This is a genomic window from Ohessyouella blattaphilus (assembly GCF_024721265.1).
Lineage (GTDB): Bacteria > Bacillota > Clostridia > Lachnospirales > Lachnospiraceae > Aequitasia > Aequitasia blattaphilus_A.
The window spans coordinates 1-21,087 of the sequence record NZ_JAMXOC010000008.1; the positions used below are offsets into that span (position 1 = coordinate 1).

Genomic DNA, 21,087 nt, shown 5'->3' on the forward strand with positions numbered 1-21,087 from the left:
TTTTAAAAAATCCCATTAATCAATGACTATAAAAAGATTTACCTTTCAGAGCTGACCACGGGTGGCAGTATTTGCCAGAGCCCGTGGTTTTGTGCTATAATAATCGGTACGTTAGCGAAGAAAAGGGATGGTAATTATGGAAAATAAAAAATATTATATTACGACAGCAATTGCATATACCTCGGGAAAACCTCATATCGGTAACACCTATGAGATTATCTTAGCGGATGCGATTGCTAGACATAAGAGAAATCTTGGCTATGATGTCTTTTTTCAAACCGGTACCGATGAACACGGTCAAAAGATTGAAATGAAAGCGAAGGAAGCAGGCATTACTCCTAAAGAGCTAGTGGATCAGGTGGCTGGTGAAGTCAAAGGAATTTGGGATATGATGAATACTTCCTACGATAAATTCGTCCGTACTACGGATGAAAACCATAAAGCTCAGGTGCAACAGATTTTTCGGCGTCTATATGACCAAGGCGATATCTACAAAGGATATTACGAAGGCATGTATTGTACCGCCTGTGAATCTTTCTTTACCGAGACTCAGCTAGTAGACGGAAAGTGCCCCGACTGTGGCGGCCCGGTGTACCCGGCAAAAGAGGATGCTTACTTCTTTAAGATGAGTAAATACGCAGATCGTCTGATCGAGCATATCAATAGTCACCCTGAGTTTATTCAACCGGTATCTAGGAAGAATGAGATGATGAATAACTTCCTGTTGCCGGGTCTACAAGACTTATGCGTCTCGAGAACGTCCTTTTCTTGGGGAATTCCGGTAGACTTTGCTCCCGGTCACGTAGTTTATGTGTGGTTAGATGCGCTTACCAACTATATTACGGGAATCGGTTATAACTGCGACGGCGAGTCAAGCGACCAGTTTAAGAAGCTTTGGCCGGCGGACTTACACTTAATCGGGAAGGATATTATTCGCTTCCATACGATCTATTGGCCAATCTTCTTAATGGCCTTAGATTTGCCTCTGCCAAAGCAGGTCTTTGGACATCCTTGGCTTTTACAAGGTGAAGGTAAGATGAGTAAGTCAAAGGGCAATGTGCTCTATGCCGATGAATTAGTAGATTTCTTCGGGGTGGACGCGGTTCGCTACTTCGTGCTTCACGAGATGCCTTTTGAGAATGACGGCGTAATTACCTGGGAATTGATGGTTGAGCGGATGAATTCAGACTTAGCCAATACGTTAGGAAATCTGGTTAATCGTACGGTAAGCATGGCTAATAAGTATTTTGGCGGTACGATTACCAATCAGAAGGTTAATGAGCCAGTAGATGATGAGTTATTAATGCTGGTAAACGCGACGAAGGGAAATGTGGACGAGAAGATGGAAGACTTGCGCGTGGCGGATGCCATTAGTGAGATCTTTACCCTTTTCAAACGCTGTAATAAATACATCGACGAGACTATGCCTTGGGCCCTAGCCAAAGAAGAGGATAAAAAAGAGCGTCTAGAGACGGTTCTTTATAACCTTTTATACGGCATTAAAGAAGGAGCCAAGCTCTTAGAGCCTTTTATGCCAGAAACCTCAGCGAAAATTCTCGCTCAAGCAGGAGACGGTAAGGTGACGGAGACCCCAGAAATTCTCTTTAATCGCTTGGACTTAGAGGAAGTTATGGAGAAGGTTCACGCGCTTCACCCACCGGTAAAAGAAGAGGTGGAAGAAGAAATCATCACGATTGAAGACATGGAAGAGATTACGTTCGAGGAGTTTGGGAAAATGCAGCTTCAAGTAGGAAAAGTACTGGCCTGCGAAGAGGTGCCAAAATCCAAAAAGCTTCTGTGTTCGCAAGTTAAAGTAGGTGCAAAAACCCTGCAGATCGTCTCTGGCATTAAAGCTTCTTATACACCGGAAGAAATGGTGGGTAAAGAGGTTATGGTGCTAGTAAACTTAAAGCCAGCTAAGCTGGCAGGCGTTCTCTCTGAGGGGATGCTACTGTTAGCCGAAGATAAGGATGGTAAACTAGTACTGATGACTCCCGAAAAGAAAGTGACAAACGGAGCGCAGATTAGTTAATCTGGAGGATATGTGATGATTTTTGATACCCATGCACATTATGATGATGAACAATTTGATGAGGATCGCTGGGCGGTCCTTGATGGAATGACAGATGCCGGTGTGGGCACGATTGTCAATGTTGCGGCATCTCTAGACTCTTGTGGGAGTGGCTACGAATTGGTTCAGGGTTATCCGCATATGTACCAAGCGATTGGTATTCACCCAGATGAAGTTGGGACTTTAACAGAGGAGAACTATCAAGAGTTATTAGCCTATTATGATCAGGAGAAAGTGATTGCCGTGGGCGAAATTGGTCTTGATTATTACTGGGATAAGGCTCCTAGAGACGTGCAACATAAGTGGTTTGTGAGACAGCTAAATGAAGCGAGAGAGCGGGAGCTCCCGGTTATTATTCACAGCCGGGATGCGGCCATGGATACGATTCAAACGATTAAAGCTCATGGACGCGGTCTCCACGGAGTGATGCACGCGTTTTCAAATTCCCTTGAATTTGCCGAAGAGTATATAAAAATGGGTTATTACCTTGGTATTGGCGGGGTAGTTACTTTTAAAAACGCTCGGAAGCTAAAGGAAATTGTGGCAAGTCAGCCAATTGAACGAATGCTTTTAGAGACGGACGCACCGTATTTAAGCCCAGAGCCTTTTAGAGGCAAGCGTAATACATCGGCCAATTTAATCTATGTTGCTGAAGAAATCGGAAAGCTGAAAGGCATGACCGCGGAAGAGGTTATCCAGATTACCGAAGAGAATGCCAGAAGACTTTTTAAATTGTCCTAAATTAGGAGAGAATATGACGAAAGCAACGTTAGGAAACCCAGCGCACACAGTTGCTATTTTACAAAAATACGATTTTGTGTTCCAAAAAAAATACGGACAGAATTTTTTAATAGATACCCACGTTCTTGATAAAATCATCAAGGCAGCAGCCATTACCGAAGATGATTTAATCCTAGAGATTGGCCCGGGAATCGGAACGATGACCCAGTACCTCGCGGAACACGCACGAAAAGTCATCGCCGTCGAAATCGATAAGAAGCTAATCCCTATTCTCGAGGATACCCTTAGCGAATTCCCCAATACCCAGGTCATCAATGAGGATATTCTAAAGCTTGACGTGGCTACGCTAGTGCAAGAAGAGAATCAGGGGAAGCCAATTAAGGTAGTTGCTAATCTACCGTATTATATTACCACCCCGATCATTATGGGCTTGTTTGAAAATAAAGTTCCCCTAGAGAGCATTACCGTAATGGTGCAAAAAGAGGTGGCAGACAGAATGCAAAGTGGCCCCGGAAGTAAGAATTACGGAGCCCTGTCCTTAGCGGTTGCGTACTACGCTGAGGCTTATGTGGTGGCCAATGTGCCGCCGAACTGTTTTATGCCAAGACCGAAAGTGGGTTCAGCGGTTATTCGCTTGACGAGACATACCGAACCACCGGTAGTGGTAGAAGACGAAAAGCTACTATTTGATATCATCCGTGCTTCCTTTAATCAACGGCGCAAGACGTTACTTAATGGACTGAATAATGCAGAAACCATTCACCTACCCAAAGAAGAGTTATTAGTGGCAATTGGTGAATTAGGAAAAGGAGAGCAAATCCGGGGGGAAGCGCTTACCTTGGAAGAATTTGGCAAGTTATCAAATATTATATATAAAAAGATGCAGTAATAAGAACATTTTTAATCAAGAAAGGAAGTGAATGAATGGCAAATATCAAGACAACACTATTTGAAATCACTGACGAAATCGAAAGACTGGCAACCCTGTGTGCCGAAACGAACGCCATCGACAAGGAGCTTTATACGAAGTATGAAGTAAAAAGAGGGCTTCGTGATTTAAACGGTAAGGGTGTCCTTGCAGGTTTAACCAATATCTCTGACGTAGTAGCTACGAAGATGGTAAACGGCGAGCAGGTACCTTGTGCCGGTAGCCTTTATTATCGGGGATACAACGTTAAAGATTTAGTACAAGGATTTTTAAAAGAAAATCACTACGGATTTGAGGAAACCACCTATCTCTTACTCTTTGGTGAATTACCAAATAAAGAAGAATTAGAAAAATTCCAAGAAACGTTAACGGAGAGAAGAACTTTGCCGCCGAACTTTGTTCGGGACGTTATTATGAAGGCGCCCAGTCGAGACATGATGAATAGCTTGTCGCGCTCGATTCTTAACCTGTACTCTTATGATAGCAAAGCCGATGACACTTCGATTCCTAACGTGTTAAGACAGAGCTTAAATCTAATTAGCCAATTCCCGATGCTAATGGTGTATGGTTATCACGCTTATAACTACCGTAAAGGGGATGATCTCTTTATCTATGCGCCGAAGCCAGAGCTTTCAACAGCGGAAAACATCCTGATGATGTTAAGGGAAAACAAGAAGTACACGAAGCTAGAGGCGAGAACGCTAGATATGGCCTTAGTGCTTCATATGGACCACGGCGGTGGTAATAACTCGACCTTTACGACTCACGTAGTTACTTCATCAGGAACGGATACGTACTCCACGATTGCGGCCGCAATGGCGTCTCTTAAGGGACCAAAGCACGGTGGTGCCAATATCAAAGTTACGAAGATGTTTGATGACATGAAAGAGCACGTTAAAGACTGGGAAGATAAGGATGAAATCCGTCAGTACTTAATGGATCTGTTAGAGAAAAAGGCCTTTGATAGATCAGGCTTGATCTATGGAATGGGTCATGCAATTTACTCAGTATCTGATCCTAGAGCTGATATCTTTAAGAAATTCGTGAAGAAGCTAGCAAAGGAAAAAGGCTTTGAAAAAGAGTATCAGTTATACGAGACCGTAGAGCATATGGCTCCAGAGGTTATTGCCGAGAAGCGTAAAATTTATAAAGGCGTTAACGCCAATGTGGACTTCTACAGTGGTCTAGTGTACGGTATGCTGGATTTACCACCAGAGCTTTACACACCGATTTTTGCTGCTGCTAGAGTGGTTGGCTGGAGCGCGCATCGCTTGGAGGAGCTTAAGAACGTCGATAAGATTATCAGACCAGCTTATATGGCTCTTTGCCCACATCGTGATTATGTGCCGATGGAAGATAGATAAATAAGAAAGCAGCGAGTGGAAATTCCACTCGCTGCTTTTATTATTTTCTCTTGTCTTGAAGAGTATCTTCTTCAGGTAGAGAAGTATAGATATTCTTTACGGTTCGCAATACGTAGTGTGTACGGGTCTTGCGAACGCCGGGTTGATCTTTGATCCACCGATGAATCTCTTCTAGATGCTGAGAAGAGCGACACGTAATCTTAAGCATATAATCGAATTCTCCTGTTAGATAATAACAAGAAATAATATTCGGATGGCTGTTGATACTTTCAATAAAAGCATCTTCATACTTTGGATGTTCGAGACTGATCTCAATCACTACCGTTACGTCATTTCCTACCTGAGGATCGTCAGTGATAACGGTGTAACCTTTAATTACCCCAGTTTGTTCTAACTTGCGAATTCTCTCAATTACGGTTGAAACGGTCAAATGTACTTCCTTGCTTATCTCGGAAGCCCTCTCGCGCCCGTTGCTCTTGAGTATCTCTAAAATTTGATAATCCACCTTATCCATTAATAGACTCCTTTCTAAAAACTAATAAGCAGCCCTATCTAGTAAGCCCCCAAGCTTTATTAGTTTTGGTATATATACAGTTATATACAATAATTAAAGCACAAAATGCTGCTTTAGTAAATAAAGAATAAGGAAATTTAACGAGTTTTAAAGGAATATCCGGAAAAATTTGTTATACTGTAACAAAAGATGTCTTGGAGGTGAAGACTTTGAAGAATTTCTTATTAAAAGAAGATTTTTTAATCGGAGCAGCAAGCGCAGCCACGCAGATTGAGGGTGGGGACCTAAATCATAGCTGGATGAATTGGTATAAAGAAGGGCATATCAAAGATAATAGCACGCCTGAACGAGCCAATGATCATTATCACCGGTATGAAGAAGATGGGAAGCTTCTCAAAGAATTGGATCTGCAGATTTACCGGATGGGAATCGAATGGGCGCGAATCGAACCCTTTGAAAATACGTTTGATGAGCATGCCATCGCTCATTACGTTGAAGAGGTTAAGCTACTAAAATCTTATGGGATTAAAGTACTAGTAACCCTTCATCATTTTACGAATCCCATGTGGTTCGAGGAAATGGGGGCTTTTGAAAAGGTAGAGAATATTCGCTACTATCTTCGCTTTGTCAGAAAGATGGTAAATGCCTTTGGCCAGCTGGTGAATGAGTACATAACAATTAACGAACCCAATGTGTACGCGACAAACGGTTACTTTTTTGGCGAGTGGCCACCGGGAGATAAAAATATCGCCCGGACGATTCAAGTAATGAACGTAATGGCCATTGCTCATATTCGGGCCTATGAGCTGATTCATGAGATTCGTCAAAGGAATGATTGCCAGGATACAAAGGTAAGCTTTGCGAACCATATGCGTGTCTTTACACCGGAAAATCCAAAGAGTGCTAGGCATCGCTTTTTTACAAGGCTTACTGAACGCTTCTTCCAAGGGAGCCTATCAAAGGCGATGATGACAGGGGAGTTCGAACTCCCACTGCGGCGTCACCACTCAGTAAAGAAGGGGACGTATTGTGATTTTATTGCAATTAACTATTATACCAGGTCTAGTATTTCTGGCCTTAAGGACGGAGTCAAGAAGGGGGTACCGGTCAATGATTTAGGCTGGGAGATATACCCAGCAGGTATCGTCGAGTGTGCCCGTACGCTATATGCCATTCGTCCTTTAGATATCTATATTACGGAAAACGGCACGTGTGATAATCATGACAGTTTTCGCTCTCGTTATATCTATGATCACTTACAGGCGATCATGGCCGCGGATCTGCCGATTAAGCGGTATTACCATTGGTGTTTTTGCGATAACTTTGAGTGGGTAGAAGGGGAAACGGCGCGTTTTGGGATTGTTCACGTAGATTATGACACGCAGAAACGAGAAATTAAAAAGAGTGGCCGCTTCTTACAGGCGGTTACCCAGAATAAAGGCGTTACCGAAGAAATGTACGACGAGTATGTTAGCAATGAGACGTATCAGGTAAAGTAGGAGGATATATGGGAAAGTGGTGGCAAGAGGAAGTAGTGTATCAAATTTATCCCCGTAGTTTTCAAGATTCCAATGGAGACGGCATCGGTGATATTCCGGGAATTATTTCCCGTTTAGATGAAATTAAAGCGCTAGGAGTGGGGATTATCTGGCTTTCACCGGTGTATAAGTCTCCAGATGCGGATAATGGTTACGACATCAGCGACTATATGGACATTAATCCTAAGTTTGGTACGATGGCAGATATGGAGCGCTTATTTAAGGAAGCGAAAGCTAGAGGAATCCGGATTATAATGGATCTAGTAATTAACCATACCTCCGATGAACACAAGTGGTTTCAGGAGAGCCGGGATAAGGATAGTCCTTACCGGGATTATTATATTTGGCGCCCAGGACGAATGGGCGGGAAGCTACCACCTAATAACTGGACAGGTTTCTTTATGGGCAGTACCTGGGAATACGACGAAAAGAGCGGAGAGTACTATCTACACCTTTTTGATAAGAAGCAACCGGATTTAAATTATCACAATCCGAAAGTCTTAAATGAAGTAAAAGAAATTCTGCGTTTTTGGCTTGATAAGGGCGCGGCAGGTTTTCGCTGCGACGTAATCAACGTGATCTATAAGACCAGCTTAAAAGACGGAAAACCAGCGATAGCTATTAGAGGACTTGAGCACTATAAAAGCCAGGAAGGAAACCACCGTATTTTAAAAGAGCTACGAAAAGACGTACTGAGCAAATACGACTGCTTTACCGTAGGAGAAACGGTAATGGTGGACTTAGACGAAGCGAAGATGCTTTGCGAGCCGGAGCGGGAAGAGCTCGACATGGTCTTTTATTTTGATCACCTTGAGGTGGATAGAAGGGTGGCTCGCTATGTCCCTAAGAAATTTAAGGCTAAAAAGCTACTAGAAGTATTAGCCAAGTGGCAAAGAGGCTTAAGCTGGAACGCAGTATATTTAGAAAATCACGACCAACCACGAATCGTCTCTCACTACGGCGACGAAGGCAAGTACTGGGCGAGAAGTGCCAAGATGTTAGCTACCCTTCTTCTCACTTTAAAAGGAACGCCATATATTTATCAGGGGCAGGAAATCGGGATGACGAATTTTGACTATCCGGATATGTCCTCTTTGGATGATGTAGAAAGTAAAAACGTGTACAAGTTGATGCGTAAGCTCCAGATTCCGGCGAAGACGGCTTGGGACTGGATCCGCATGTCCTCTCGGGATAACGCCAGAACACCGATGCAGTGGAGTCAGGAAGAGGGCGCTGGATTTACCACAGGAACGCCTTGGCTACCAATCAATGGCAACTACAAAGAGATTAACTATCAAGACCAACATGAAGTAAATGGCTCTGTCTATCGCTTCTACCAGCGGATGATTGCCTTTAGAGCCGGCAATGAGACGTTAAAATACGGGGAGTTTGTGCCTCTTTTTGGCGACGATGATACCATTGTCTACGCTAGAGAAGGAGGCGGCGAGCATTTGGTCGTGGCCCTTAATTTTAGCCCCGAGCAAAAAGAGATTCCTTTAGAAGGCGAGGTCTTGATTTCCAATACGGGCAGGAGCGAGTACGACGGTAAGCTAGGCCCTTATGAAAGCATTGTTATGCGGCATTAATACAGGGAAGGAAGGGCAGCAACATGATTACGTTTAAGGACAATGTTTTTCGCTTATCCACCAAAAAAACCAGCTATTGCTTTCGCATTACCCCCTTTGGGCATCTAGAACACGTGTATTACGGGGAAAAGATTGATCAGGACCAAGATATCTTGCCTTTTATACACAAGCGCACGGCTCAGCTGGGCTCTTGTGTAATGTACGACGAAAGCGATGAAACGTATAGCCTAGATACTTTGCCCCTGGAGTGGTCGGGTATCGGAAAAGGGGACTATCGCTTAAGTCCTGTGGAGATAAAACGGCCTGGTGGCAATTATACAACCGACTTTGTTTACCGGAGCCACCGACTGCTTCCAGGGACTATAACATTTCCCGGTCTGCCCAGCGGATACGGGGATGAGGAAGGCTGCACATCTCTAGAGATTACTTTAGAAGACCTGACGGAAAAGGTCAAAGTGCTTCTTTGTTACACGGTCTTTCACGAGGTGGATGTGATTGCCCGGAAGACAGTGATCGTAAACGCAGGTGAGACGAAGCTGTCGCTTCAAAAGATTATGAGCTTGCAGCTAGATTTACCCAATGATGATTTTAAGCTTCTGACCTTTAATGGCGGCTGGATCAAGGAGGCCCATAAGCAGATTAGCCCTCTTGGTTACGGGACGATAGTGAATTCCTCAACCACGGGAGATAGTAGCAATATTCATAATCCCGGCTTCCTAATCGGGAGTGCTTATACGACGGAAGAAACGGGGAGAGCTTATGGCTTTAACCTAGTATATAGCGGGAACCACTACGGAGCCATTGAACGGAGCAATCACGACTTGGTGCGGATTCAACTGGGTATTAATCCCCATTGTTTCGAGTGGGTCTTAGATCCAGGAGAGCGTTTTTGTACGCCAGAGGCGGTGATGACTTTTTCGGGCACTGGTTACAACGACCTTTCCAATAATTTTCACCGTTTTATTAACCACCACATTGTGCGGGGAAACTGGAAGAATCGGGAGCGGCCGGTGTTGCTTAATAACTGGGAGGCCAATTTTTTCAAATTTAATCAGGAGAAGCTTCTGCGCCTTGCAAGAAAGGGTAAAGAAGTAGGAATCGAGCTGTTTGTCCTGGACGATGGCTGGTTTGGCGCCCGGGATAGCGATAAGGCAGGGTTAGGTGACTATACGGTAAATAAAAAGAAGCTGCCAGAAGGTCTTAAAAGCTATGCGAAAAAGATCCATGAGCTAGATTTGCTATGCGGTCTGTGGTTTGAGCCAGAGATGGTTAATTACGATAGTGACTTATACCGGGCACACCCAGAGTACGCTCTTACTACTCCTGGGAAGAAGCCCTCCCTTGGCCGGAACCAGTTGGTTCTCGATCTTTGTAATCCCCAGGTACGAGACTATATTGTGGAAAACGTGTCCAGAATTCTCGATGAGTGTGAAATAGATTACGTAAAGTGGGATTACAACCGCCACATTAGTGACGCTCTTTCTACGACTTTGAATAATCAAGGGGAGTTTTTTCACCGGTATATTCTTGGGCTTTATGAGGTCCTTGAGCGGATCTTTATTCCTAGACCTCACATCCTTTTTGAAAGCTGTTCTTCGGGAGGCAACCGCTTTGATTTAGGGATGCTCTGCTACTCTCCCCAGATTTGGAGTTCCGATGATACGGATCCGATTGAGCGACTAAAGATTCAAGAGGGCTTAAGCTACCTCTATCCGCCCTCGACGATGGGCGCTCATGTAAGCGCTGCGCCTCACCAGCAAACCTTACGGGACACTCCTTTATCCACGAGATTTAACGTGGCGGCTTTTGGTAGTCTAGGATATGAACTGGACTTACAGCAATTATCCCCAGTGGAACGAAAGGAAGTAAAAGCCCAAATATCCTTTTATAAGCGTTATCGCCGGACGCTCCAGTACGGGACGTTTCGCCGAGGAGAGCACTATAAGGACAATAAAGTTATCTGGCATAGCCTAGCAGTAGACCAAAAAGAAGCCATCAGTGGTTTTTTTCAGACTCTTGCCGGTGCTAGTGAGGGCTTTGACCGGTTACGGATTCCCGGTCTTATACCGGAGAGCAAATACCGAGTTAAAACAAAAGCCCAGCGTCTTTTTATCAAGCGCTTTGGTGGGTTAGTGAAACACATTATGCCAGTAACGCTAAACCCTGACGGGGTCATTCTGCGCACAGCCAATCGCCACTATGGGCTAGATGACTGTGTAGAGGAGTATACCCTAACGGGAGCGTTACTTAAAGATAACGGTATTCTGCTGAATAATCAATTTGTGGGCAGCTATATCAATGAACACGTGCGAATACTGGGAGATTTTGGTTCCAGCTTGTACGTTACTAGGGAGGTAAATGATGAAGAAGAATTACGATCGCCGGAATAAGTACTGCTTTGGCATCGGCACCATTGGTCGGGACATGTTCTATACGTTAGTGAGCATGTTTATCCTGGTCTACATTACGGAAGTGCGAATCGTCTCCGATGATATGCTAAAGGTTATTACGGCGGTCTTATTTGTCCTACGGATATTTGATGCTTTCAATGACCCGATTATGGGCGTATTAGTGGATAATACCCGCTCAAGGTTTGGCAAGTTTAAGCCAGGGATGCTAATCGGTGCCATTGTGGGTGGCGGTGCCATGGTGATGATGTTTGCCGATACGAAGCTAGATGGCATGGGTTACGTGGTGATGTTTGCCGTCTGTTATATGCTCTGGGATTTATTCTACGGTCTGAACGACATTGCCTATTGGTCGATGATGCCAGCGCTTTCTACTGATCAGAAGGTGCGAGAAAGCATCGGCGCCTTCGCTAGAATTTGCGCCAGCATCGGTCTCTTTGCCGTGGTGGTTGGGCATATTCCAGCGGTTAACGCACTAACGGCAGTGCTAGGCTCCCAGCGGAAGGCTTGGTTTGCCCTAGCTCTTATTGTGACAATTTTAATGCTAGCTTTTCAGGCGGTTACCCTTATCGGTGTCAAAGAAAATAAAGGGTATTTTAAAGAGGAAGAAAAGACGTCTCTTCGGGAGATGTTTCGCGTCTTATTTAAAAATGATCAACTGATGTGGGTAGCGATTTCCATGTCCCTTTTTATGATTGGTTACATGACCACCACCACCTTCGGTGTGCATTTCTTCAAGTATGCGTATGGCGATGAGAATATGTATTCAATCTTCGCGCTGGTGCTGGGAATCTCTCAGCTGGTGGCCTTCGCCTTCTTCCCGGTATTCTCCAAGCGCTTTAAGCGTAAGACCTTATACACCGGCTCGACGATTATGGTAGTGGCAGGCTACGTCCTCTTTTTCTTTTCCCCGATGAATATGGTATTTATCGGCATCGCCGGCGTGCTAATCTTCGTGGGAGAAGCTTTTATTCAGCTATTAATGTTGATGTTCCTAGCGGACTCGATTGAATACGGCCAGTTAAAGCTCGGCAAGCGCAATGAAAGCGTTACCTTTTCTGTACAACCGTTAATCAACAAGATTGGTGGCGCTATTGCTAACGGAGTTCTAGGAATTACCTTGATTATCTCCGGTATCAATGCGGCAAAAACACCGGCCGATGTAAGCGCCGGTGGTATTACCTTCTTTAAAATGTCCATGCTTCTAATGCCCCTGGCAGCGATTCTTATCGGCTACTTTATCTGTATGCGCAAGTTCAAAATCGATGAGAATTACTATGCCGAAATACTGGCGGAACTAAAGGCCAGGGGGGATATAGAAGGGTAGTCTATTTTTTTATCTGTTTAGAGATGATTGCTACGATTGGCGTTGTTATCAGAACGACGATAATGCACTTAAATAGCGTGGAAGTGGATATCGCGGTAATGATTAAGGTGATTGCCGGAGTGCCAGATTTCTCTAAAATAGCTTTTGCATAAATCAGATAAAGCATTAGGTAGACGCCAAAGGTATTGGTTAAGTTTCCGACAATGATTGCGAGAATATTATAAATAGTCGCCCGTTTCTTTTTTCCGATCAACTGACAAAGTTTTATTACTCCATAAGTCGTCACGGGGATAAGCAGTCGCGGTAAAATAGAGACTAAAGGGTTAACAAAAAAAGGATCGAGAATAGAGGCTGGTGAAGTTAGAGCAATAAAAAGGCTAGCCATACCGAAGACTAAGGCGACGATTAGCCCAGATCCAAGCCCGAGGCAAAGAGTGGCAATGAGAATAGGAATGTGAGCAATGGTAACACTGACAATCGGTAAGGTGATGCGACCGAGGGGCGTATTAATCATTACTAATGTAATAGCGACTAACATGCCAGTCAAGGCCATTGTTTTTAGAGATTCTGTAGAGTGGTGGTTACTAGTTACGTTTTTAATGTTTTCCATAATGAATCCTCCTACTACCGTTTCGCTCCAAGCGAATACAGTGTATCAATTGGTGAATAGTGACAGCGTTAAGGGGATCCCGTTCCTAATAGATACAAGTCCCACTTAACGACTATAGTATAGCAAAGTATAAAACGGCATAGGTGTATTTTCTGAGGAACATTATTTAGAGAACGAGAAACACCGCTATTTAGCGGTGTTTTTTCGTTTTTTGGCATCTTTATCTAATTGTTTTAGCGCTTTTTTAGAGCCTCTTTCTAAATCGCGACGAAGTTTTCGCTTGGAGAAATCTTCGAAAAGGCTTTCAAAATCATAATCAGCTGGATATAGTTGCTCCCTTTGCTCCACTAAGGTCACTTTCTTTTGCGGAACTTGGATAAACTGATGATTCAGATAGATGCTAGCGGTGTGAGAATCCACCATTTCATAAAAGAGCCCAAAATCTTTTTCTTCACTTACTTTAACCCGGTCGCCTTTTTGCAGCACTCTTTCTGCTGGGAACAGCGATTCTTTTTCGGCAATCTCGGCAAACTCGGCTTTTGCTGTTTCATAGGTAGCATTTGCCAGTAAATTCTTCGCACTCTTTAGTACATCAGGACGAATACCCATTCGCTTGGCGACAGTCAGGGCGCCACTTTCGCCAGTCTCACCTAAGAGTAGCTGATATTTTGGCAATAAGGTGGCGTGATCAAAATCCATGGCAGCAGTTTCGCTGTCTTGGTGTTTTCTAGCGTATTCTTTTAACTCACCGTAGTGCGTGGTGGCGAGAATTAAAGCCCCCTTCTGATAGAGGTGTTCTAGGATAGCAATTCCCAGAGCAGCACCTTCTTTAGGATCGGTACCGCTTCCCAACTCATCAAGGAGTACGAGAGTATTTCTTCCCGCTTTATTTAAGATATGGGAGAGATTACTCATATGGGCAGAAAACGTACTGAGAGAGTTCTCCATACTTTGGTTGTCACCGATGTCGATAAGAATGTCATCGAAAAGGCACATATTCGTCTTTTTCTCACAGGGAATTAATAACCCAAACATGGTCATCAGCGTTAAGAGTCCTAGGGTCTTTAGGGTAACGGTCTTGCCGCCGGCATTGGCGCCAGTAATGGCTAACAGGCGAAAATTCTTCCCTAGCTTTAAGGTCAAAGGAACGGCATCCTTTCCCAGGAGAGGATGGGTGACCTGGTCTAGATAGACGTATTCGCACTTGTTAATTTCTGGTCGTTTTCCGCCGATGGCACTGCTGTAACGAGCCCTAGCAAAGATAAGATCGATTTCTGCAAGGATTTCCATGGAGGCTTTAATTTCTTCCATATACTGAGAAATCAGTCCCGTTAAGTTGGCGAGAATCTGGTAAACCAAAAGATCCTCTTCGCCCTTTTTAAGCTGCAGTTCAGTATTCATCTTGGAGACGCTACCTGGTTCCATGAAAGTCGTAATTCCCTTAGCCGACGTCTCGATGACCGTGCCAGCGAATTGATTTTTAAATTCGCTTTTTATGGGAATGGTGTAGTGTCCATTCTTTACAGAGATAATGCTATCCTGAATAATATCGGCATTATTGCGCAAGCATTTCTGTAAGGCTTTATTAATAGAAGCCTCTAATTCACCAATGGACTTTCGAACCTTAGATAGAGCCTTAGAGCAGCTACTATTTACCTGATGACCTTGGATGGATTCGTAAATCTCTTCCTCGATTTCGGTAAATTCTTGTAAACCAAGAGCGTAGGAAAGAAGCGTCGGCGCTTCAAAGGCAAATTTGGTAAAGAAGCTCTTTATCTGCCGGAAGCTTCGCAGAAAATCAGCGTATTCGATTAATTCCTCTACCTCTAGTACGCTTCCTTGGACGACTCGCTTGGTTAGATATTTGATTTTTCCCACTCCCATAAAAGGCGCTTGCTTACCGGCATTTAAGAGGGTCACAGCTTCACTAGTCTCGGTTAAACGCTTATTGACTGTCTGCAAATTGGTGGAGGGCTCCTTTAATGCTAGGCGCTCTTTCCCTAAATCGCTGGTAGTTAGAGTTAAGATTCTTTCCTTAATGGCAGTAAATTCTACGGAATTTTGTATTTCTGTATTCATGATGTATCCTTTCGGTTAAGAATACCTGTCGTTATCGAAAACAAATGAAAAAAAGGTAAAAAAAGAGATAGTAGCACCTCACCCTACTATCTCTTAAAAGCATAATAATTATAGACAGGTATCTAAAAGCACGACAAATAGACCTTGTGTCACAAGTAGTCATTCGTCATTTATATAGTTGCTTTAGTTAGATACCAAACACACTCACCAAAATACCTCGTTTGTTTCCTCTTCATTTATTTTCAAATCTAGTGTAGCCGAAATTCCGGGAAAAATCAAGGGTTGTTGACTTTTCCTAGAAACAAGGTATATATAGTAAGTAGAGAAAAGGAGAAAAAACGTATGACAAAATCTCGTATTGAAGCCTTTACGGATGCAGTGATCGCTATCGTAATGACCATCCTAGTGTTGGAATTACACATTCCTGTCGGTGATAGCTTTTCTGCCTTCGCAGGGATGGAACATCAATTTATTATCTATCTAATATCCTTTTGTGTCTTAGCAATATACTGGAACAACCATCATCATCTTTTTCAGCTAGTAAAGAGAGTGGACGGCTTGGTTCTCTGGGCTAATAATTTCCTGATTTTAGCGCTCTCAATTCTGCCCTTTGCTACGTCTTGGGTAAGTGACCACCCATTGTCTTTAGCACCTCAAGTCATTTATGGCTGTGTCATCCTCTTAGCGGACTTTGCGTACCTGCTATTGGGGCGTGCACTTGTGCGCGCAAATTCCCAGACCCCTCAGCTTAAGGCTCTTTTTACCGGGTATAAAAAGCTGTATCTAAGTATTGGTCTTAATATATTCGCCTTGGTGGTAGGTTATTTCGTACATCCAGTTCTTATTATTGTTCTTGATGCCTTTGTGTTATTGTTATGGGTTATTCCCGAAAGAATAATTGAAAAAACGATTGATCAACCAAAGGAGTAGGTGAAAGAAATCGACATTTTGTTAAGGAGAAGATAAGATGCAAAAACGCAGCAAAAAAGAAATCCTAATTCGTATAGTAATTCTTTTAGTCGGCCTGACAATCGCTCATTTAGGTGTTACCTTATTCATTTTGACGAATTTAGGTGCAGACCCATTTAATGTACTGGTGCAAGGGGTGTATGTGACTTTATCAGAGACCACGGGATGGGCTTTTCTAACTCATGGACGCGTCCATATAGCAATCAGCTTTTTGATTATTGCCATTTTGTTAGTGGTAGATCGCAGTTATATTAAGATTGGCACCTTTCTCTGTATGATTTGTGGCGGTCCGATTATTGACGGGTTTACGGTTCTGCTTGCTAATCTACAGATTGAGTCATTTTCACTCTGGGGAAAAATTATTGTCTTAGCCTTAGGATGCGCCATTCTTGCCTACGGCATGACCATTGTTATTCAATCAGATGCAGGAACGGGACCTAATGATTTGGTTGCGCTAGTAATAAGTGAAAAATCGCATCAGAAATTCAGCATTATTCGTATTCTGACGGATGCAGTTTTCGTCCTAGTGGGATTTCTTCTAGGCGGGAAGTTTGGCGTAGGCACAATCATCTGTGTCTTTATGATTGGGCCTGTTGCAGGCATCTTCTTACCTATTAATAAGAAAATAGTGGCCGCTTTTATACCCCTGTAGATTAACAGAACTATTGACATCGGAGTATGCTCCGATGTTATGCTGTTTTGGGTAGTGTCAAATAACCTATGAAAACTTAGAGCCTAAAAAAAGGCTCGCTTGAACCTTGAAAACTGTAAAATATATTCTTTTTGGTAACGTCCGCCACCCTTGACAGCATGGCAAAGCAATGCTGTAACGTCATCACCGACGGCGAAGAAACTCAAGAGCAGAATTCTTCTTCGTCGAAATCACAGCACTGTAGCATTGCTTTTTCATGCCATCAAGGGCAAGCCCTTCGGGGTGGCTATGTATTTACCTCTGGCTCTTAAATCTAAGAACAGATTAGCTGGCGGCCTGTTGCTTTCCAAGCTCGAGGATAGTTTTCTCGCCGAGATGGAGTAAGACTTGCCATTTACCCGGCGCGTTATCTACACCTTGTAGGATATCTAATTCTACGGGCGGTTTGTATTTAAGATACTTATGAGGTCTGAGGAAGTTGTAGTAGGCGACCCAGAGTGAGACGTTGTAGTTAGCGCCTTCAAAGTTATCGTATCCGCAGGCAACACGATAAGAACTCTTAAACGTACGATTCATACGCTCAATCATCTGCTTGTAGGGGCGATATTCCGTTGAAACAGCATCATCGTTAGTAAGACCAATAACCTGTGTGACTTTAAATTTAAATTTCTTACCCAGTTTACGTCTAAGTAATTGCGCGGCTAAAGGATAGGCACTGTAACCATCGGCGATGAAGCGGAAGCCTTTTGGAAGTTTTTTCAGATGTCGAAATGCCTGACGCATAGCTAAAATACATGGGCCAACGGAACGATTATCCGAGACGCGGTATCCGATTATGGCACGAGAAGCCACATCCATAATGAACCAAATGTAGCCTTTGATACCACGTACCTTAATGTAAGTTTCATCGGCGGTAAAAGCTTTGGAAGTTTGGTAGTTATAGTTGTCAACAAAGGGTTTAATGACAACCGCAGCAGTTCTTGCATAATTAGCCACTTGTTGGTGAGAGATTTGAATGCCGTATAAATCCTTCAAGGCCTGTGATGTCTTACGTAAGGAAAGTTGTAGATTTACATGCATGGTAAGACAAAGAGACATGACGTGTGAGTCATGTTTACGGAACTTAAGGGAAGAGAAGTTTTTAGGCATAGCGGTTAAATCTACTTTGAAGAAATCGAAAGTGAATTCTCGGTAGATGTAATGAAGCTTATATTTATTTTTGCCGTAATCCTGTGCCAAGTCCTCTTTTTCAACCTTTTTGAGATTTTTGAGATAATAAGGGCATTTTTTATTCATACACTTGTGAATGTTGAAGACAGCGCGACTTTTCTTATGGACAAGGGCATGACCGCAGTGTGGGCATCTTAAGGTGTACTCCTTGTTGAAACGATTATCATCAGGTGAAAAAACAGTATTGCAAACCTTACATAGGAGCTGACCTTCAGCACCATTGTTTTTATAAAGATAAGGCATGGGAGCTCCACAGCAGGGACAGACGGTATCTTCACTAATGTCGCAGGCTTTACGTCTCTTGATCGGTTTGATATCGATAGTTTTAACGTTTGGATAATCGGGATACTCACGCCAACGGTAGTAATCAATTAAGAAATCCCAGTCCCAGTTCTTTCGGATAATCTCAATAAGCGGTAGTTCGTCGGTTTTAAATTTTTGATATTTGGGAGAATGAATTTCATCATGAGCCCATTGTTTCAGGGGAATATATTTGCAGATAAAGAGAATAAGCCAACAGATTTGTTGGTATTGTTCTTGAATGATAGTAAGTAAATACAGTATAATGTTATCCATAGCAATGGCACCTAGCCTTTCTGTAATTGTTTGTGTGGTAACTTCAATTATACATGAAACTAGGGGGTCATTGCTATTTTGATGTTAAAAAGTGATGTAACCCTTGTAAACACAAGGTTTTAATTAAACAGAGGGTAGTGAATACTTGACACTACCCATTTTACGAATCAGGAAAAGATATGAAGGATGTAGACGATGAAAGCTTTAAAGGGACATTTAGTTTTCTTCAGGAAAAGGTGCTAAAGAAAATTGACACAGCGAACTTTGGACCTGGAGGGGATGACGATGAAGCTTATCGCGCGGATTTCTTCGAGGGGAAAACTGCCATGTTATTCAATGGTGTGTGGGATGCAGGCGGTAGTGTTGATTGCGGTGCAGGCGCTCAAAACATCAGACCGGCTGTTTTCCCAACGGATAAGGAAGGAGAGAAAGCAGCTTTATTATCCGGCGGTTGTGGGTTGGTGGTGTCTAGCCAATTAGATGAAGCACAGACGGAAGCAGCAGTTGAGTTTATCAAATATCTAACAAGTCCTGAAATCGCTGAAAGAATTATTGCAAAGGGGATTGGAATGGCTCCAGGAACCGACATTAACTATGATGGTTTGTTGACAACAGTTGAAACGCCGGAAGGGAAGCTGTTGGTTGAAGCTTGTCAATTGTGCCAAAGCGCAGATATCCAAGCACTAGGATTGGGGAATACTTTCGGAGATTTAGAAGGGGAGATACAAGCGAAGTACGCTGGACTGAAAGATGGTTCGAAAACAGTAGATGATGTTATTACTGAATTGAATGATTTCTTGAAGTCTGGGGAATAAGCACGAATGATCTAAATAGAAGCACAAAACTCAACTTGCACAATAGCAGGTTGAGTTTTATGTTTATTGAGTATAAGTTCTTCGAGTGATTTTAGGTTGTTAGCGGGTATAATGTTGGAATGGCAGAAAATCACCATTCTTATACTTCTTTTGTTGTAAAAACAACAGACATAAGAAACTTTAAAAGCTAGAATGCAAATTAAGAAGAAAGTGAGGTGGAAAAATGTTTGATTTTTCAAAACGAGTTAACATTAATGAAGGATTAGCCGAGTATGAGGCAACTAAAGGAGCCTTGCTTATAGATGTGCGAACTTCTGAAGAGTACGAAAGCGGTCACATCAAAGGCGGGAAAAATATAGAAACAAAGTTATTACCTGCTTTTATTGCGACGGGTGTAGAGACAGAAACCCCCATTTTTGTCTATTGCGCAAGTGGTGCTAGAAGCAATTTGGCAGTAAAGTTTTTAAAAAGGCAAGGATATACCAAAGCTAAGAATATAGGGGGCATTGTGGATTATAGTGGAAAACTTGAGAAAGGGAGGGACATATGTTAGAGACGATTTACGAATTTAAAAAGACAGAAAAAAAGCTAATTGAGAAAATTGTTGATGATGATGTAGCTATGATTAATCACATCATTCTGAACCAAGATGAAGGGTTGCCAGAACATCGATCAAATTCAAATATCTATATATTAGTTGTTCGTGGGAAATTATCGATAAAACTGGAAGAAGAACAAAAAAGGCTGTATGAAGAGGGACATATTCTTAATATTCCTTACGATATAAAAATGCATATTACAAACGAACAGCCTGAGCAAGTAGATTTTTTTGTGATCAAGGCTCCTGGCCCAAGAGTTTATAAGGATCTAATCTAAGTGCAGAGCTTAGATTAGATCCGTTTTTATATGAGCAGATTAGAATAAAGTTCAATTTACGGCAGATAAAAATGCAAAATGAAAAAAACTTTATTATTTAAAAAAAGATTGAAAAAAATCTAGACACGCTAATATAAGAGAGATAGTACAATTTTGGTCTAAAAAGATGAGGAATAAAGATAAGCATTTCGAAGTATGAAGGAATTATACCAGCTTTTTATGCATGTTATGATGATGAAGGTAAAATTAGTATTGAACAAATAAAATGTATGCAGGGCATTCTCCGTCAAAAGAGAATGTCCTATTTATATGGTCAATTAGATAGGGGGGATCTCATTGAATACATGTACAGAAATTAAAAAGGAGTTTATTGAGAAAAACATTAAAATCTCATTAACCGTGCATGAGGCAGCGGAGTATACTGGCATTGGCAGAAATGCTTTAAGGAAATTATTGGAATGGGAAGCCATGCCGGTTATTTATATAGGAAGAAAGATTTTAATTCGTGTAGAAACATTAGATAGATTTATAGCTTTAAATGAAGGAAAAGATTTGTCGAATAGAGCTGACATCATTGCGGTCATAAAGAAGGAGGCGGTATAATGAAGACAAATCAAATGGAGCAATCCTTACCAGTAGAAAGGAGAAGATTTTATGGGTAAGGATTTGAAGGTGCTTTTGTCGTTTGATTATGGGGCGAGCACCAGAAAAACTCGAGACTGATGTTGGCGAAAAGTCTAACTTATTGGGGTCACATCAGATGGCTAAGAAGGTTAACCTTTTTAGTTTCTCACTACCAGACG

Annotated in this window: 17 protein-coding genes and 1 pseudogene; 14 read left to right on the plus strand and 4 right to left on the minus strand. The window is 42.6% G+C overall.

Annotated elements, in window-relative coordinates; all coding sequences use genetic code 11:
* Positions 1-136 precede the first annotated feature (136 nt).
* The 4 genes from metG to NHH16_RS06890 are packed head-to-tail and all read left to right on the plus strand — an operon-like array spanning position 137 to position 5,104.
* Positions 137-2,032 carry a methionine--tRNA ligase gene (gene metG, locus NHH16_RS06875; RefSeq protein WP_262068850.1) on the plus strand — a complete coding sequence of 632 codons (1,896 nt, stop codon included), beginning with the start codon at positions 137-139 and terminating at the stop codon, positions 2,030-2,032.
* A 15-nt stretch (positions 2,033-2,047) separates the two neighbouring features.
* The gene (locus NHH16_RS06880; protein WP_262068851.1) at positions 2,048-2,812 is read left to right on the plus strand and encodes a TatD family hydrolase; all 765 of its coding nucleotides are present in this window, start codon (positions 2,048-2,050) and stop codon (positions 2,810-2,812) included.
* Between the two features lie 13 nt (positions 2,813-2,825).
* Complete coding sequence (rsmA, locus tag NHH16_RS06885; protein WP_262068852.1) at positions 2,826-3,701, plus strand: 16S rRNA (adenine(1518)-N(6)/adenine(1519)-N(6))-dimethyltransferase RsmA; 876 nt, start codon at positions 2,826-2,828, stop codon at positions 3,699-3,701.
* Positions 3,702-3,736: 35 nt separating this feature from the next.
* The gene (locus NHH16_RS06890) at positions 3,737-5,104 is read left to right on the plus strand and encodes a citrate/2-methylcitrate synthase (protein ID WP_262068853.1); all 1,368 of its coding nucleotides are present in this window, start codon (positions 3,737-3,739) and stop codon (positions 5,102-5,104) included.
* A gap of 40 nt (positions 5,105-5,144) precedes the next feature.
* On the opposite strand, the gene NHH16_RS06895 is transcribed toward NHH16_RS06890, so the two are convergent.
* Complete coding sequence (locus NHH16_RS06895) at positions 5,145-5,618, minus strand: Lrp/AsnC family transcriptional regulator (protein WP_262068854.1); 474 nt, start codon at positions 5,616-5,618, stop codon at positions 5,145-5,147.
* Positions 5,619-5,827: 209 nt separating this feature from the next.
* Here NHH16_RS06895 and NHH16_RS06900 point away from each other — a divergent pair, with 209 nt between their 5' ends.
* Genes NHH16_RS06900 through NHH16_RS06915 form a run of 4 tightly spaced genes read left to right on the plus strand, consistent with a single transcriptional unit; the run spans position 5,828 to position 12,477 of the window.
* A complete protein-coding gene (locus NHH16_RS06900) occupies positions 5,828-7,117 on the plus strand; it encodes a glycoside hydrolase family 1 protein (RefSeq protein WP_262068855.1) in 1,290 nt (429 codons plus the stop codon).
* 8 nt (positions 7,118-7,125) lie between these two features.
* Positions 7,126-8,742: a glycoside hydrolase family 13 protein gene (locus NHH16_RS06905; RefSeq protein WP_262068856.1), complete on the plus strand. Its 1,617-nt coding sequence runs from the start codon at positions 7,126-7,128 to the stop codon at positions 8,740-8,742.
* A 23-nt stretch (positions 8,743-8,765) separates the two neighbouring features.
* Entirely contained in the window at positions 8,766-11,132 is a 2,367-nt protein-coding gene (locus NHH16_RS06910) for an alpha-galactosidase (protein ID WP_262068857.1), read from the plus strand.
* Positions 11,104-12,477 (plus strand): glycoside-pentoside-hexuronide (GPH):cation symporter, encoded by a 1,374-nt coding sequence (locus tag NHH16_RS06915; protein WP_262068858.1) that lies wholly within the window; start codon positions 11,104-11,106, stop codon positions 12,475-12,477. The genes NHH16_RS06910 and NHH16_RS06915 overlap by 29 nt, the downstream gene beginning before the upstream one ends.
* Position 12,478: 1 nt before the next feature.
* Here NHH16_RS06915 and NHH16_RS06920 read toward each other — a convergent pair whose 3' ends face one another.
* Both NHH16_RS06920 and NHH16_RS06925 read right to left on the minus strand, forming a co-directional pair.
* Positions 12,479-13,087 carry an ECF transporter S component gene (locus NHH16_RS06920; RefSeq protein WP_262068859.1) on the minus strand — a complete coding sequence of 203 codons (609 nt, stop codon included), beginning with the start codon at positions 13,085-13,087 and terminating at the stop codon, positions 12,479-12,481.
* Positions 13,088-13,273: 186 nt separating this feature from the next.
* Entirely contained in the window at positions 13,274-15,166 is a 1,893-nt protein-coding gene (locus NHH16_RS06925; protein ID WP_262068860.1) for an endonuclease MutS2, read from the minus strand.
* Between the two features lie 342 nt (positions 15,167-15,508).
* Here NHH16_RS06925 and NHH16_RS06930 point away from each other — a divergent pair, with 342 nt between their 5' ends.
* Together NHH16_RS06930 and NHH16_RS06935 are read left to right on the plus strand one after the other, a co-directional pair.
* On the plus strand, positions 15,509-16,096 hold the full coding sequence (locus NHH16_RS06930) for a TMEM175 family protein (RefSeq protein WP_262068861.1): 588 nt from the start codon (positions 15,509-15,511) through the stop codon (positions 16,094-16,096).
* A gap of 37 nt (positions 16,097-16,133) precedes the next feature.
* Entirely contained in the window at positions 16,134-16,787 is a 654-nt protein-coding gene (locus tag NHH16_RS06935) for a YczE/YyaS/YitT family protein (RefSeq protein WP_262068862.1), read from the plus strand.
* Positions 16,788-17,111: 324 nt separating this feature from the next.
* Here NHH16_RS06935 and NHH16_RS06940 read toward each other — a convergent pair whose 3' ends face one another.
* A complete protein-coding gene (locus NHH16_RS06940; RefSeq protein ID WP_262068863.1) occupies positions 17,112-18,593 on the minus strand; it encodes a DDE-type integrase/transposase/recombinase in 1,482 nt (493 codons plus the stop codon).
* A gap of 176 nt (positions 18,594-18,769) precedes the next feature.
* On the opposite strand from NHH16_RS06940, the pseudogene NHH16_RS06945 reads away from it, so the two are divergent.
* The 4 genes and pseudogenes from NHH16_RS06945 to NHH16_RS06960 all read left to right on the plus strand — a co-directional run.
* Positions 18,770-19,408, plus strand: a pseudogene (locus NHH16_RS06945) (extracellular solute-binding protein); the annotation flags it as partial.
* A 223-nt stretch (positions 19,409-19,631) separates the two neighbouring features.
* Positions 19,632-19,961 carry a rhodanese-like domain-containing protein gene (locus tag NHH16_RS06950; RefSeq protein ID WP_262068865.1) on the plus strand — a complete coding sequence of 110 codons (330 nt, stop codon included), beginning with the start codon at positions 19,632-19,634 and terminating at the stop codon, positions 19,959-19,961.
* On the plus strand, positions 19,955-20,284 hold the full coding sequence (locus NHH16_RS06955; RefSeq protein ID WP_262068866.1) for a cupin domain-containing protein: 330 nt from the start codon (positions 19,955-19,957) through the stop codon (positions 20,282-20,284). Before NHH16_RS06950 ends, NHH16_RS06955 begins: the two co-directional genes overlap by 7 nt.
* Positions 20,285-20,620: 336 nt before the next feature.
* Positions 20,621-20,887: an excisionase family DNA-binding protein gene (locus tag NHH16_RS06960; protein WP_262068867.1), complete on the plus strand. Its 267-nt coding sequence runs from the start codon at positions 20,621-20,623 to the stop codon at positions 20,885-20,887.
* Positions 20,888-21,087: the final 200 nt, after the last annotated feature.